16 protein-coding genes are annotated in these 14836 nt (G+C 40.1%); 4 read left to right on the top strand and 12 right to left on the bottom strand.

Going from position 1 to position 14836, the window contains the following annotated elements; genetic code table 11:
• Window positions 1-48: 48 nt before the first annotated feature.
• From QMF37_RS00400 to QMF37_RS00345, 12 genes are all read right to left on the bottom strand, one after another.
• Window positions 49-918 (bottom strand): glycine betaine ABC transporter substrate-binding protein, encoded by an 870-nt coding sequence (locus QMF37_RS00400; protein ID WP_058384217.1) that lies wholly within the window; start codon window positions 916-918, stop codon window positions 49-51.
• A 15-nt stretch (window positions 919-933) separates the two neighbouring features.
• Complete coding sequence (locus tag QMF37_RS00395) at window positions 934-1770, bottom strand: ABC transporter permease (protein ID WP_058384216.1); 837 nt, start codon at window positions 1768-1770, stop codon at window positions 934-936.
• A complete protein-coding gene (locus QMF37_RS00390; protein ID WP_058384215.1) occupies window positions 1767-2960 on the bottom strand; it encodes a quaternary amine ABC transporter ATP-binding protein in 1194 nt (397 codons plus the stop codon). The genes QMF37_RS00395 and QMF37_RS00390 overlap by 4 nt, the downstream gene beginning before the upstream one ends.
• A gap of 32 nt (window positions 2961-2992) precedes the next feature.
• A complete protein-coding gene (locus QMF37_RS00385) occupies window positions 2993-3460 on the bottom strand; it encodes a thioesterase family protein (protein ID WP_071153352.1) in 468 nt (155 codons plus the stop codon).
• Between the two features lie 23 nt (window positions 3461-3483).
• Window positions 3484-4464 (bottom strand): 3-hydroxyacyl-CoA dehydrogenase NAD-binding domain-containing protein, encoded by a 981-nt coding sequence (locus QMF37_RS00380; protein ID WP_078080742.1) that lies wholly within the window; start codon window positions 4462-4464, stop codon window positions 3484-3486.
• Entirely contained in the window at window positions 4464-5357 is an 894-nt protein-coding gene (locus tag QMF37_RS00375; RefSeq protein ID WP_071153353.1) for a beta-keto acid cleavage family enzyme, read from the bottom strand. Before QMF37_RS00375 ends, QMF37_RS00380 begins: the two co-directional genes overlap by 1 nt.
• Before the next feature lie 250 nt (window positions 5358-5607).
• Window positions 5608-6144 (bottom strand): TetR/AcrR family transcriptional regulator, encoded by a 537-nt coding sequence (locus QMF37_RS00370; RefSeq protein WP_058384211.1) that lies wholly within the window; start codon window positions 6142-6144, stop codon window positions 5608-5610.
• A 203-nt stretch (window positions 6145-6347) separates the two neighbouring features.
• The gene (locus tag QMF37_RS00365; protein WP_071153354.1) at window positions 6348-6764 is read right to left on the bottom strand and encodes a CBS domain-containing protein; all 417 of its coding nucleotides are present in this window, start codon (window positions 6762-6764) and stop codon (window positions 6348-6350) included.
• Between the two features lie 150 nt (window positions 6765-6914).
• On the bottom strand, window positions 6915-7637 hold the full coding sequence (locus tag QMF37_RS00360; protein ID WP_078080743.1) for an amino acid ABC transporter ATP-binding protein: 723 nt from the start codon (window positions 7635-7637) through the stop codon (window positions 6915-6917).
• A gap of 12 nt (window positions 7638-7649) precedes the next feature.
• Entirely contained in the window at window positions 7650-8318 is a 669-nt protein-coding gene (locus tag QMF37_RS00355; protein WP_071153355.1) for an amino acid ABC transporter permease, read from the bottom strand.
• A 29-nt stretch (window positions 8319-8347) separates the two neighbouring features.
• Window positions 8348-9187, bottom strand: coding sequence for a transporter substrate-binding domain-containing protein (locus QMF37_RS00350; RefSeq protein ID WP_283475895.1), 840 nt, complete (start codon window positions 9185-9187; stop codon window positions 8348-8350).
• Window positions 9188-9262: 75 nt separating this feature from the next.
• Complete coding sequence (locus QMF37_RS00345) at window positions 9263-10105, bottom strand: MurR/RpiR family transcriptional regulator (protein WP_283475894.1); 843 nt, start codon at window positions 10103-10105, stop codon at window positions 9263-9265.
• Between the two features lie 501 nt (window positions 10106-10606).
• Here QMF37_RS00345 and QMF37_RS00340 point away from each other — a divergent pair.
• The 4 genes from QMF37_RS00340 to QMF37_RS00325 are packed head-to-tail and all read left to right on the top strand — an operon-like array spanning window position 10607 to window position 14614.
• Window positions 10607-11356: a carotenoid biosynthesis protein gene (locus QMF37_RS00340; protein WP_283475892.1), complete on the top strand. Its 750-nt coding sequence runs from the start codon at window positions 10607-10609 to the stop codon at window positions 11354-11356.
• Window positions 11353-12027: a lysophospholipid acyltransferase family protein gene (locus tag QMF37_RS00335; protein WP_071153356.1), complete on the top strand. Its 675-nt coding sequence runs from the start codon at window positions 11353-11355 to the stop codon at window positions 12025-12027. The genes QMF37_RS00340 and QMF37_RS00335 overlap by 4 nt, the downstream gene beginning before the upstream one ends.
• On the top strand, window positions 12027-13130 hold the full coding sequence (locus QMF37_RS00330) for a glycosyltransferase family 2 protein (RefSeq protein WP_071153357.1): 1104 nt from the start codon (window positions 12027-12029) through the stop codon (window positions 13128-13130). The genes QMF37_RS00335 and QMF37_RS00330 overlap by 1 nt, the downstream gene beginning before the upstream one ends.
• Window positions 13127-14614: a phytoene desaturase family protein gene (locus QMF37_RS00325; RefSeq protein WP_078080747.1), complete on the top strand. Its 1488-nt coding sequence runs from the start codon at window positions 13127-13129 to the stop codon at window positions 14612-14614. The genes QMF37_RS00330 and QMF37_RS00325 overlap by 4 nt, the downstream gene beginning before the upstream one ends.
• The last annotated feature ends 222 nt before the right edge of the window (window positions 14615-14836 follow it).

Here is a 14836-nt window from a genome sequence, read left to right as displayed (position 1 = left end):
AAAGTGTATTTCCTATTGGTTAAGCAATAGGAAATACACTTTTTCAATTTACTTACCTAACATTTCATCTACCTTGTCCTGATTGTTGTCAATCCATTCTTGTGCAACTGTTTCAGGATCGTCACCTTCTTCAATCTTCACAATCATTTCTTCCACATCATCAATTGAAATACTCCAGTTACTTAAGAATTCATAAGCTTCTGGTGCATTCCCTTTTAATTCATTGTTCGTGATGACTTCAACAGAAGAGGTTTCAAAAAATCCTTTTTCATTCGTCAACACTTTTAAGTCAAATTTGTTGAACATAGTATGTGGTCTCCAGCCATAAAAGACAACCGGTTCTTCATCAGCCATCATTTTTTGAGCCTGAGCTAGCATACCGCCCTCTGAAGAATTTACTTGTGTCATATCAAATTCATAGGCTTCAAGAATTTCGTTACTTTCAATCGTTGCTCCTGCTCCTGCTTCAATGCCATAAAAATTATTGCCAAATTCAGCTTCGCGACCTTTTAAGTCTTCAACAGTATTGATATCTTCCATGTAAGTAGGAACCGTCCAGCCTGTTTCTCCATCCGGATAGCTGACAGAAGTACTTGAAATGGTGTCTTCGTATTTATCAAGATATGTTTGGTGGATCGGTACCCATGCATCCATAAATACATCAAGATCTCCGCGAGACAAGCCCGTATAAACGCTACCTGCATCTGCACTTGTTTCAACAACTTCATAGCCCATATCTTTTAAGATCAAACCAGCAATTTTTGTTGGTGGTACAGTACTGGTCCACGGAGTTACACCGAAAGTAATTGTTTTTTGTTCGGCACCTTCTGCTTTTCCTGTTTCTTCTTTATCAGAACCACAAGCGGCTAATACTGCAACCATTAATGCAATCATTGTTACAAATAAAATTTTTTTCATCATTCATTTCCCCTTTTATTTTTTATTTTTTTGAACCAATCCTTGAGTAATGCGATCCATTACAATAGCTAACACAACGATACCTAAACCGCCTGTCAGGCCAAGTCCCACATTTACCGTAGAGATTCCTTCAAGAACTACTGAACCAAGTCCAGGTGCTCCAATCATTGAAGCAATAACTGCCATTGATAAGGCCAGCATCATCGTCTGATTGATTCCTGCCATAATTGAAGGCATTGCTAAAGGTAACTGTACTTTATAAAGCAGTTGCCATTTAGTCGAACCAAAAGCTCTTGACGCTTCTACAACATCCGCAGGAACCTGCTGAATACCGAGCGTTGTCATCCGTACTGCTGGTGGTGTAGCAAATACGAAAGTAGCAATTACGGCCGGAACATTTCCAAGCCCGAATAAAAGAATAGCCGGTATTAAATAAACAAAACTTGGCAAAGTCTGCATAAAATCCAAAATCGGGCGAACAATGCTAGCCATCGTTTTGTTGGTAGCTGCTAATATTCCAAGTGGAATACCGATAATGATGGATATCAACGTAGAAACGATAACGATGGAGACCGTCTGCATTGCTGCTTCCCACAAATCAACAGATCCCAGATATAAACTCCCAAGCAAAGCGAACAACGCCAGTCCTTTACCAGAGAATTTCCAAGCAATTAATACAAGAATTAGCACAAGCACTTCTGGAGGAGCTGCAATCAAAAAATCCGTTACACCATCGACAAAAGTACGAAGGCTATTGCTGATACTATCGAAAAAATCACCTGTGACCGGTAATAGCCAATCATCTACAAATCGATTTGTCCATTCTTCAAGAGGCAATGTGAAATAATTCATGAGCTAGTCACCTCACCTTTCCCTAACACTAAGCCGGAAAGAATAGAAACACGTGATACGATGCCAAGTAACTTTCCGTTCTCTATTACTGCCAGTGGATATTTCGCTTCGACAGCCACACCAAAGAGGTCATTTAAAGGGGTATCTGGAGAAATTTCGTGAATATCTTTAATTAATACCGTTTCAATTGCCAATTCTTTTTTATAAGCATTGATGGCATTGTCGATTGTTAACAAACCTTTGAAATTTTTCTCCTTATCAACTACAAAAATACTTGAAACTCCGGCATCTTCCATTTTGCGGACAGCAGCTAACGCACCGCTTTTATCCATCATGTGAACAGCTGGCTTTTTCATAACATGAGAAGCCATAAGAACTTTGGAGCGATCTACATCTTTAACGAAATTTGACACATATTCATTCGCAGGATTTTCTAAAATTTCATCCGCTGTTCCTACCTGAACAATTTCACCATTTTTCATAATAGCGATTCGGTCTCCAAGTTTTAACGCTTCATCCAAATCGTGTGTAATAAACAAAATGGTTTTCCCTAATTTGTTCTGCAGATTTAACAGTTCGTCCTGCATTTCTTTACGGATTAATGGATCTAGCGCACTGAATGCCTCATCCATTAAAAGAATATCCGAATCATTAGCGAGTGCACGCGCAAGACCGACGCGCTGCTGCATTCCACCACTCAGCTCTTTTGGATAACTGTTTTCATACCCATGCAAACCAACATCTTCAATTGATTGTTGAGCGCGCTTGTTGCGTTCTTCTTTTTTGACTCCTTGAATTTCAAGACCATAAGCTACATTTTGCAAAACAGTTCGATGTGGAAACAATCCGAATTGCTGAAATACCATGCCTAGCTTTTTCCGTCTCGTTTCAATTAGTTTGTTTTTTCCCATTTCCACAATATTTTCGCCATCAATTAGCACTTCACCTGAAGTCGGCTCGATTAATCTGTTTACTAAACGGATTAATGTAGATTTCCCACTTCCTGACAATCCCATAATAACAAAAAACTCACCTGCTTCTACCGAGAAAGAAGCTTGATTAACCCCCACAGTCATTCCAGTTTCTGCTAAAATATCATCTTTTTGTTCACCGTTCATAAGTCTTTTCAATCCTTGTTGCGGATGAGAGCCAAAAATTTTTGTTAGGTTATTTACTTCTATCTTTTTCATCAACATACCCCTTAATTTTTTGTTTCAGATGATCATCGAAAGCCAATCTTTCTGCCTGCTTGTTCTGGTACCGGTTGTTCTTTTTGTTGGGTTCTTAGCACTTCTATTGCTATTGCTATCGTTTCTGGAAACGGTGTAGGTTTTCCTAGTACTGAATCCATTCCCATCCACATTTGTTCACTTGTCGCGACCAAGTCACCAACTGAGTTATTCATTGTCAAAAAGACATGCAATCTTTTCGCATCACAATCCAGCAGCTTCACCCTAATTGCTAAGCTATCGTGTTCATGGACTTCCTTTAAGTAGCATAAATGTGTTTCTAGCGTGAAGATCGTGTAATTTAGTTGGGTTCGAACATTTGCAGTCAAGCCCAGGAATCCGATAAAGCTATCCGCTGCTTGGCTAAATACTTTTGCATAGGCCGCATCATTCATATGACCATTGTAATCAACCCATTCACTTTGAACTTTTTCTTCATATAGAAAGGTCGAACGTGCCACACCTCTTCCCCCTTCCCAATAATCTATTTTTCAACTACTAGTTTTTTAGTTGCTGTAGTTTCTGGCCAATAAGATTCAACCAAACTTAGTAGCTCAACTAAAAATTCGTTGCGTTTATTTTCTAACTCACCAATCGTTACGTCACCTGCATGGCTTTCGCATCCTGAAATAATTTTTTCTTTTAATTCATCCGTTAGTTCAGGGGCCTCTAGTTTGGTCCAAGGTAGTTTTAGTGCAGGACCAAATTGTTCAAGCATGTGACGCATTCCTTTTTCGCCGCCAGCAAGATGGAATGTTAAGAATGGTCCCATTTGAGCCCAACGCAAGCCTGCTCCATAAATGATAGCAGCATCTACTTCTTCAGTAGTTGCAACTCCGTCATTTACCAGATGCAATGCTTCTCGCCACAATGCTTCCATCAACCGATCTGCCAAATGACCTTCGATTTCCTTTTGAATAATCAACGGCTTCATCCCTATACTTTCATAAAAGCTTTTAGCACGATCCATAACGAGTTGATCCGTTTTCCTACCTGCTACTAGTTCAACCAAAGGCAATATGTAAACTGGATTAAAAGGATGTGCTACGATCAGGCGTTCAGGATGTGCTAAACCTTCCTGCAAAACACTCGGCATAATACCTGAAGTGCTCGACCCAATAATAGCGCTTTTCTTAGCATGTGCATCAATACTTGCCAATACGGCTTTTTTCAAGTCTTCTCGTTCTGGCACATTTTCTTGGATTAAATCAGCATCACAAACGGCTTTTTCAATAGTCGGCATAAATGCGAGACGGTTTCGATTCGCACCTTCTGCTAAGCCTATCTTCTCTAAAGATGGCCATGCCTGTGCTACGGCTTTTTGGGTCCGCTGCTCTGCACCTTCAGAAGGGTCAAATGCGATGACGTCATAGCCTTGAGCTAAAAAGCGAGCTATCCAACCATTACCGATTACACCTGTCCCAATTACCGCCACTTGGTTTATCTGTTGCAGATTACTCCCCATTATTTCTCACCTCCATAAGGATTTCTCAAGTTAAAGTGGATACGCGCTTCTTGCGGCGTCATCACTTCTACATGTGCAGCGTGCAGCTTTGTTACCGCTTGGTCAACAAGTTGTTCGTTGCGTGCAAAAATTCCCTTTCCTAAATAAAGATTATCTTCAAGTCCCACACGAACATTTCCACCGTTTTGTGCGGCCATTTCCAAAATCGGCATTTGCATCCGTCCGATACCAAAAGCTGACCAATGAGCATTGTCTGGAAGACGATTTTTCATGTACAACATCGTTTCTTCGTCAGCTTCTGCTCCCCACGGAATGCCCAGACAGAATTGGAACATCGGATCCCCATCAACTAGACCTTCTGCTATTAATTGCTTGGCGAACCGAAGATGTCCCGTATCGAAACACTCAAGCTCTGGCTTCACGCCGCTTTGTTGTATAAGCCTTGCCTGTTCACGTAGCCAACGAGTTGGGCTCATATAAACCATATCGCCAAAGTTGACACTTCCACAATCTAACGTACACATTTCTGGAAGCAAACTGCCTATTGGCTCGTGTCGTTCTTCAGGCGTTTGCATATCTGTACCTTCTGCGCCCATTGAAGGGTTTGACAGATTAGGGATAAAGTCTCCTCCACCACCAGATGTAATATTGATTATTACGTCTGTTTCAGATTCACGAATACGTTCAATAATTTCTCGGTATTGATCTAGACTATGGCTAATACCACCTGTTTTAGGATTACGTGCATGAACATGTGCAACAGTTGCGCCTGCTTTTGCAGACTCAATTGCAGAGTCTGCTATTTCTTTGGGTGTCACAGGAACATATTGATTTTTCCCTGCTGTATCCCCAGCTCCCGTCACGGCTACTGTTAATAAAACTTTTTGTGTCATATAATCTCTCCCTATTTGATCTTTAGGTATGTACTCTAAGTTAAATTACTTTTTATTCCATATAACCAATTAAGTGTTTTTAATATTTTAAACTGTACCATCCAGACGGTATTGTTTCAAGGCGATTTCCCTCGTAAACGTCTCAACTAGTCTATAGAAAACTCCTTCACCCTAGACGCGGCTTGGCTTTAACCCATTATTAAAAAAATTTAAAAAAATCACACCATTTTGTTAAATGGTGTGATTTTTATTATTCATCTATCCAATTTTTTAACTTCATATAAATTTCCTGCTTTTTTTCTTCACCTAAATAATGTATATCAAAAAGTTCAGACAACCAAATTCCATCTGTCGCTAAACGAATAATAGTAGCTTTAATAGGATCGATACCATCGCCTTCAATTTCATCTTGCCACTCATTATAGAGGTCACGAATTGGATCCAACAAATCAGAATTCACAGCTTTAGCGGCTAATAAACCCGCATGCATTTCTTTATTTGGGTATGGATTATTAAAAGTTACATCAGCGTATGCGCGAATCCATTTCCCTTTTTCTTTGGATGATTCTTCTACTGAAGTTGCAATTTTATGCCGGTAATTTTCAGCTAAGTGGTCTACCATTCCTTTGACTAAAGCTTCTTTTGAAGGAAAATGATAAAGCAATCCACCTTTACTAACTCCAGCTTCAATAGCCGCTGCTTCTAACGTCAAATTAAAAATGCCCCGTTCACTGACTATTTTGGACGCTGCATGAAGAATTTCAATTTTTCTGGTTGCTCTAGCCATATGCATCTCCTCTATCAGAATAGATTTTGTTATAACTATACTCCCTGGACGGTTTTTTTTCAAATTATTTTCTAGGTTTACAAGCAATCAAGAAACAAAGCATTCGTTACATGTGTTTGACAATTGATAAATGTTGCCTTTCATCAACTAATCTATTATTTAAAGAAAAAAATCGACTCCATGAAGAATCGATTTTCTAGCTTTTAGTCTATTTTGGAAATGTTAACGATCGCATTTTCTGCTTGCTGGGTTTTTAAAACGTCTTTTGCAGCTAAGTCGCATAAAGAGACTATGCCAATTACATGTTCATCTGCAACAATCGGTAGCCGATGAATCTTATGTGCGGCCATCAACTCTGCTGCTTCTTCGATTGTTAACTTTGCCGTTCCAGTAATAACTTCTGCCGATAAGATTTCCGATATGGGCGCATCATTCGGAAGTTGTTCAGCCATTCCTCGAATGACAATATCCCTATCTGTAACGATGCCGACTAGGCGGCCTTCTTCACAAATAGGAATAGACCCTACATTGATTTCCCGCATCTTCGAGGCAACTTCTTGAAGCGTTGATTCGGGTTTACATGTTTCGACATCAACCGTCATGATTTCTTCGATTTTCATCCCTTCTGCCTCCTTAAACGATTTCATTACTATACCTTAGCCTTTTTGGAAGATAGCAAACATCAATTGTGAAAACAAAGAAGGAATCAGTTCATTTGAACCGATTCCTTCTTATTTCGCATAGTATTTTCAACCTATTTGCTAGCCTTGCTATTCAACTAGCTGAATAAATTGTTTTGTCCGTTCGTTTTGTGGATTTTCAAAGAAGTTTTTGGGATCTGCCGATTCAATAATTGTTCCTTTATCAATCATAATAATACGATCCGCTACTTCTTTAGCGAATTTCATCTCATGAGTCACAACAACCATCGTCATTCCTTCTTCAGCTAGTTGTTTCATAACTTGAAGCACTTCTCCAACTAACTCTGGGTCTAGTGCTGAAGTTGGTTCGTCAAAAAGCATGACTTTTGGTTCCATGGCAAGTGAACGTGCAATAGCAACACGCTGTTTTTGTCCTCCGGAAAGCTTACTCGGGTAAACTTTGGCTTTATCTTCTAGGCCAACTTTTTTCAGCAACTCCATCCCAAGAGCTCGAGCTTTTTCTTTCTTCATCTTCTTAACGGTAATCGGTGCTTCGATTACATTCTCCAGTACCGTCTTATGAGGAAATAAATTAAAGTGTTGGAACACCATACCGACTTCGGCACGAATCTTTGTTAAATTGTCTTTTTTTGCATTTACCTCATGACCGTCAATGGTAATTTTTCCATCATTAATCATCTCAAGGAAGTTAAAGCATCTAAGAAGTGTGCTTTTCCCAGAGCCACTGACTCCAACAAGCACTACAACTTCTTGGGGCTTTACGTGAAGGTCTACCCCTTTTAACACCTCGAGGTCACCAAAGGATTTATGAATGTTTTCTCCAATAATCATTTTCGCTCCTCCTTAGGCCTTATCGACATCGAGTTTATTTTCATACAAACGCAATAAGAACGTGAAAATCATTACCAGTACCAAATAGTAGAGTGCAACAACCATGAATGATTCAAACGGCTGGTATGATTGCGCCGCTTCTCGGTTTCCAAGTGAAAAGATTTCTGCTACCCCAATAATATAAACAAGTGATGAGTCTTTTAATGTAATGATAAATTGATTGCCAAGCGGCGGAATCGAGCGGCGCAACGCCTGTGGAAAGACGATACGGCTCATTGTTTGCTTTTGATTCATCCCAAGCGACATACTGGCTTCGCGTTGGCCTGGGTCAATTCCTTGAATGGAACCACGGAAAATTTCTGCAATGTAAGCACCATTATGAACACCTAGTGCAATAGCTCCAGCCCAAAAATTCGACATTGTGTAAATTTCAACGATACCAAAGTATAAAAACATAATTTGTACAATCAGTGGCGTACCACGAATGATGGTGATATAAATATTAGCAATAGCTTGCAAGATTTTCGATCCTGAAATTTTCATCAGTGCAAAAACGAGTCCGATAACCGTTCCCAAAATGACACCAATCGCTGTTAATTGAAGTGTAACGACAGTGGCTTCTAAAAACCCAGGGTACGTTCGCATGAATACATCATAAACTGTTACAAGTATTTCTGGCATAACCGCCGCTCCTCTCCATTTCAGCTTGTTTAGTTGAGAATTTCAATTCCTTCAAGATCCACATCGAGGAGGTTACGTCCAAACCATTTCTGAGAAATTTCATCGTATGTGCCATCTTCGATAATCGCAGCTAATGCTTCGTTAACTGCTTCAAGTAAAGCTTCGTCATCAGGTCTTACAGCTACAGCTGCTTGTTCAATCCATAACGGATCTCCGACAACTTCAATTTCAAGACCTGCATTTTGTGCTTCAAAGCCTACTACATCAGCTGTAATAACAGCATCTAAACGACCTTCAACCGTCAAATCTTGTAACGCTACAACATCACTACTGTAGTACTGAATATCATCTGTGTATTTTTGAGCAGCTGTATCATACGTACTTTGCCCAACGACGCCGATTGTCATGCCTTCAAGATCGGCTTCCGAAGTAATTTCTGTATTTCCTTCGCGGACAAAAATGACACCACCTGAGTAGTAGTATGGATCTGAAAATGCTACTTGTTTAGCTCGTTCTTCAGTAATCGCCATCGATCCTAAAACGGCATCAAATCGATTCGTTGTTAACCCTTGAATAATTGTTTCAAATGGCGTTGTTACTGGATTCGGCTCTAGGCCCATTTCTTTCGAAATAGCATTTCCAATATCGATATCAAAGCCTGTCAAATTGCCGCCTTCTTCAAAGTTAAACGGCTTGTATAGTCCACTTGAAGCAGTTGTGAATTTGCCTTCTTCTAGTAAATTCAAATCACTGTTCCCATCGTCTGTGCTTGATCCTTCTTCCGAACTAGTTGAGTCGTCTCCCCCACAAGCTGCCAATAGCATTCCCGCAGAAAAAATTACGCTTAAAAATGATAATTTCTTTTTCATTTTATTCTCCCCTTTTCGTTTATAGTTGACCAAATCGCCAAGGCGTTCCGGAAATTCCCAGTAAATTGAATACGATTAAATAAAAAGATTCTGGTCTTTATAGACTGCTTCCACTTTTGCTAAATTACTATTCACTTTTGCATGCTCCTTGACGTAAACAAACCGCATGATCGAAGTTAAAAGTGCATGGACAGAAGTATACGAATCAATATTCAAATTTGAATTAACGGATACAGTCAGTGCGTAGTCTGCATAAGACATCGCTGGAGAATCATTTGAATCAGTCAAAATGATAACTTCAGCTCCTTGTGCTTTAGCAGTTTTTAGTGTATCGATAACCATTCGGGTATATCGCGGAAAAACAAAAGCAATTACCAAATCTCCTTTTTTCAATTTCGATAGCTGTGTATAGTATTCTCCAGTCGAAGGATATATTGTTTCCGTATGACCAAGTACCAAGTCCAGCCAATTAGCGAACCAATGAGCTATCCCATAATCAAAAAAATTGCCAGTTACATAAATCTGATCTGCTTGACTGATTTTGTCGACAACTTGAAGAAGTTTCTCCTCATTTATCGATTTCTTCAATTTGACGATACTCAAAATGTCTGCGTCCAGTAAATTCTCCAAAAAAGACTGATCATCAACAGGTTCTGGAGTATTCTGCTCCGCTTTCTCCAGACGTTCTTCAGCTAGTTTCCGCTGCACAACTTGTTGAAATTCTGCATATCCCTTGTATCCAAGTTTTTGCGTCCACCTAATTACCGTCGATTCACTGACATTGACTCGCTTGCCGACTTCAAGAGCAGTAGAAAATGCTAAGAAAATAGGCTCTTTGAAAAACAAATCACCCACCTTTTTTTGACCTGAACTAAAATCTGGATAAGAATTAGAAATACTTCGCAGTAAATCCTGCATATTTAACGCCCCCACTTGAAGAACACACTCTCTTACTCTTTAAATTATACTATCATGCAGGAAAACCTGCAATAGTTTACAGAAAATTCTACAGAAATTATTTTCTCAGATTATTTATAAACATGCATAAATAGCCACCAGCAAAAGGTTAGAGAGGCTCGTCGAAAAATGAAAAACCTCATTTTTTTTAGTTTAATTCCTTAAATCTACTCTTCAAAAATAACAGTCAATACAAGAAAAGAACTTGAATGCCATTTTTTTTAATGTCAAGTTAGCCTAAATCATGAATTTTCAAAGGCTGGTTTATAGAACAATCGTTTAAGAAGAATGGCCATTACGAATGGCTACTTCGACTAATTATTCCCTTAAAAACTAGATTTCTTTAAACAACTCACAAGCAAAATCTAGCGCTCTTTTCTATGTAGCATCGGTTCTTTTCGTATTTCTCTTTCTATCCTGTATAATATTTGTATAAGTCATTTTATTGAGGGGCTGTTTATCGTGTGGGAAAATCGGATCTTTAAACTTTTTATCTTTTGGTATGCTTGCGGCATCATTTTACTCGGCTTTGACATTTTGCCATCTTGGCTTGAATGGGCTAATGCATTCTTTTTGATTTTAGCTGGTACATTAGGCTTTTTGTATTTCATTAAACGTTTTGGTGTTGTTGGTGGTTCTGTGCTCGGCGTCTTTGTATTCTTTTCAACATTTATTGTGGAATGGGCAGGTTCGGACAGCGGTTTCTTATTTGGTTCTTATGATTACACAGATCGTTTTGCCCCCAATGTATTCGGTGTTCCAATTGCCATAGGTTTCGCTTGGTTAATGGTCATGGCAACCACCCATGTCGTAGCGCGTTGGATTGTCCCGAGCGGTGGCTTAGTGTATGCCATTGTTGGAGGCATTGGGGCTGTAATTATTGACTTGATTATTGATCCAGTAGCCTATCAAATAAAACAATATTGGATTTGGGCTGATACCGGACTCTATTATGATATTCCTTGGACCAATTTCTTCGGATGGTTTGTCGTAGCATTCGTTCTTCATCTGATTATTGATTTGATGATGAAAAAACGAAAGATGATCATTACTAGCAACTTAGCTGAAAAACGGATGGTTCTTCTCTATGTATTGATGATTGCCATGTTCGTCATGCTTGGCGCAATCGGTGGTTTAACCTTAGCTGCTATTTTAACCACTTGCTTGACTGTCGCGATTGTCTTGCTTGCTTGGAAGAGGAAACCTGTATGATTAGTGCAAAGAAATCAGCTTTATTTGAGGCAGGATTTACGATGTATTTGACGCCGCTCATCCGGTTTTCCTTTTCTCGGATACTTGGACAAGGAGTAAAGCCGATACCGGATAAGCCCGTATTGTTTATTGCTAATCACAGTTCTTGGTGGGATGGGCTTGTTTTTTTCTACTTAAATCGCACAGTCTGGCATCACGATATTCATATGATGATGCACGAAGAAGGGCTTAAAAAACACTCTTTTTTTCGCTACCTTGGAGCATTTTCTATTAATCGTCAAAAGCCTAAAGAAATTTTGACTTCGCTTCAATACGCTGAAGCATTACTAAAGCAAGGAAAGTCCGTTGTTCTTTTTCCTCAAGGCGATGAATTTCATCTCGAAACAAGGCCACTCGCTTTTCAAGCAGGAGCCGCTTACTTAATAGAACATTGTCCAGAAGTCCCTATTGTGCCACTCAGTTTCTATTACTCTTTTGGACATCAGCAAAAACCTGAGCTGTGGATTCAACAGCACCAACCGATACGAGCGAGTACGCTTGAACATATGACACGCAAAGAAAAAACGTTTTATCTTCAACAACTTTCCACAGAACAACTTAATTCTTTAAGAAATACAGTAATCAGCGAAAATAGCGAAACATTTTATTCTCTCGGAAGAAGAAGAAAATGATGATGGCTAGCTATATCGGAATCCATTTACTTTTCCTAGCCTGGATTATTATCAATCGTTTGTTTCTTCCAGCTCTGTCTAAACATCCAAAACTTTCAGCTGAGCCTTTGGTATCCGTTTTAGTTCCCATGAGAAACGAGGAACGCAATGTTGAAATTCTTATAAAATCCTTAAAGAATTCCTCTTACAGCCATATAGAATTTATTGTCCTAAATGATCAATCAACGGATGGCACGCAAAGGGAGTTGGAGCGCACAATCGCTGGTGACGATCGTTTCACTATTTTACAAGGCGACGAATTGCCTGTAGGTTGGGTTGGAAAGGTGCACGCTTGTCACCAATTGCAACTCGCCGCTTCTGGAGACTATTTACTGTTTGTCGATGCTGACGTTCGTTTTCGTCCACAAGCCATTGAGCAGTCATTGGTGTTAATGCAGCGAAAAGGCACGCAACTGCTCACTGGCTTTCCGGCTTTTGATGTCACACCTTTTCTAAGTAAGCTTCTCGTACCGATGCTACATTTTGTGATTTTATTCCACTTGCCGATTGCACTGGCCAATTACACTAAATTTAAAGCGGCTACAGCAGCTAACGGCATGTGGATGATGTTTGAAAGAACCAGTTACGAAAAAATTGGCGGCCATGCTGCTGTTCGTGATTCGCTAGTCGAGGATGTCCATATCGCACGTCAAGTAAAAGCTCACGGCTTTAGCGTGGTGTTAGCGAATATTACGATGTCAGTAAAATGTCGAATGTATGAGACGAACGCTGAAGTGTGGGAAGGATTTCTTAAAAATAGCTATGCAGGAATCGGCCGCTCTCCGCTAATGGCCGTCTTTCTTATCTTATTTTATTCGATATTTTACGTTCTCCCTCCATTTTTAGCTATTTACGGCGGATTGAGTGGCTCTTACTGGTGGATTGCCCCTTACGCGTTGACAGTTGTTCAGCGCTGGTACGTAGACATGGTCACCAACCAACGTTGGTACTTGTCTTTCCTGATTCCCCTTCAAGCAGCAGCTATGCTTGCCGTATTGGTGGAATCGATGCGAAAATCCTTGAAAAAACAGCCTTATTCGTGGAAAGGAAGGCATTATTCATGAAAAAAATCGTTATAGTCGGTGGCGGATTGGGTGGACTTTCTTCCGCAGTAACGCTTGCCCATGCAGGGTTCGATGTAGAACTTTTTGAAAAAAACAATCATCTTGGTGGCAAACTTATGCCCGTTAAACTGGGAAGTTATCATTTTGACTTTGGTCCAAATACCATCACAATGCCAAATGTCTTCAATAGTGTCATCTCACAGACCGGCGAAAGTCCACAAGATTACCTGAACTTCATTCCGTTAGAAGTTCATACCCGCAATCATTTCCCTGATGGTCGTGCATTTGACTTTACTAATAATCAACAACAAATGATTTACCAGCTTCAAAGCTTTGACCCTGCAGCCGCTGAAAAATACAAGGCTTTCATAAAAGAAATCAGTCGCTTATATGCATTGTCAAAGCGCTATTTCTTTCCGGTAACGTTCCAATCCTGGCGTGATTATTTATCACCTTCTCTTGGCTTTGCGCTTTTACAAGTACGCCCAGCAGAGTCCATGCATCATTTTTTCCAGCGCTACTTCACCGACCCTTACTTAGTTCAAGCATTTGACCGCTATGCCACATATATTGGTTCTTCACCTTACCGGGCACCCGCCACTTTTTCCATGATCGCCTATTTGGAGTTGGTTGAAGGTGTCTACTATACAAAAGGTGGAAATACCGGAATTGCGGATGCCTTTGCTGCTGTTGCTAGAAAATCAGGTGCTCGATTGCATACCGGTACAGAGGTTGCAAAAATAGTAACAGCTGATAAAAAAGCAGTTGGCATTGAACTTGCAGATGGTACCCACGTTGCTGCTGATTTGGTTATTTTAAATGGAGACTTATTATCAGCGTTTCCCGCTTTAGTTGAAGAAGCAAAACGTCCTTCTTTATCTGATGCGAAAGTGGCAGCTTTCGAACCATCAATATCGGCATTCGTTATAACTGTCGGTTTAACTAAACGACTCGATGTTTTGAAGCACCACAATGTTTTTTTCTCATCGAATTATCAAAAAGAGTTTAGCGATTTATTTGAGGCTTCTGCATATAGCGACGAACCCACTGTCTACATTAGCAACTCGTCCTATACGGATTCTTCCGTTTCACCCGATGGCGACAACCTGTTTATCTTAGTCAATGCACCTGCACTGACCAAACAAGGACATCTTCAAATTGATCCTGAAGCTTACAAGGAACGTATTTATGACTTCTTGTTAAGCTATGACGTCGACATTCGTAGCTATTTAGTAGAAGAAAAAGTTTTCACCCCTACTTTTATTCGTGAAAAATTCGGTTCATTCCGCGGAGCTTTGTACGGTCCTTCTTCCAATAAGCGAAAAGATGCCTTTTTGCGTCCCGCTAATGCTAGTCGTGATGTTCAAAATCTCTATTTCGTCGGTGGAAGTACTCACCCCGGCGGTGGATCGCCAATGGTTGTGTTAAGCGGACTGAACGTCGCCGAAAAAATCATTTCAGCTTCTAAAAAAGGTTTTCCTTAAAGTGACATACCTGCTTAACCTAAAGACAAAAAAGACACGTAAACACAGGTTTTCACCTTGTGTTTACGTGTCTTTTTTCTATTAGATTTAGCTCTTTGGGTCATAAGCCACTCTGGCTGTGCGGCAAAGTACGCCGCTTCGCCAGATCGTCTTATGCCCGGCAGAGCTACACGGGTGCTTACGCTTTTCTTTTGTTCAGCTCCAGCACCCAGCTCTTTGGGT

The sequence above is a fragment of the Planococcus sp. S3-L1 genome (genome assembly GCF_030063085.1).
Taxonomy (GTDB): Bacteria; Bacillota; Bacilli; order Bacillales_A; family Planococcaceae; genus Planococcus; species Planococcus kocurii.
This window is presented reverse-complemented; position numbering and strand designations above follow the sequence as displayed.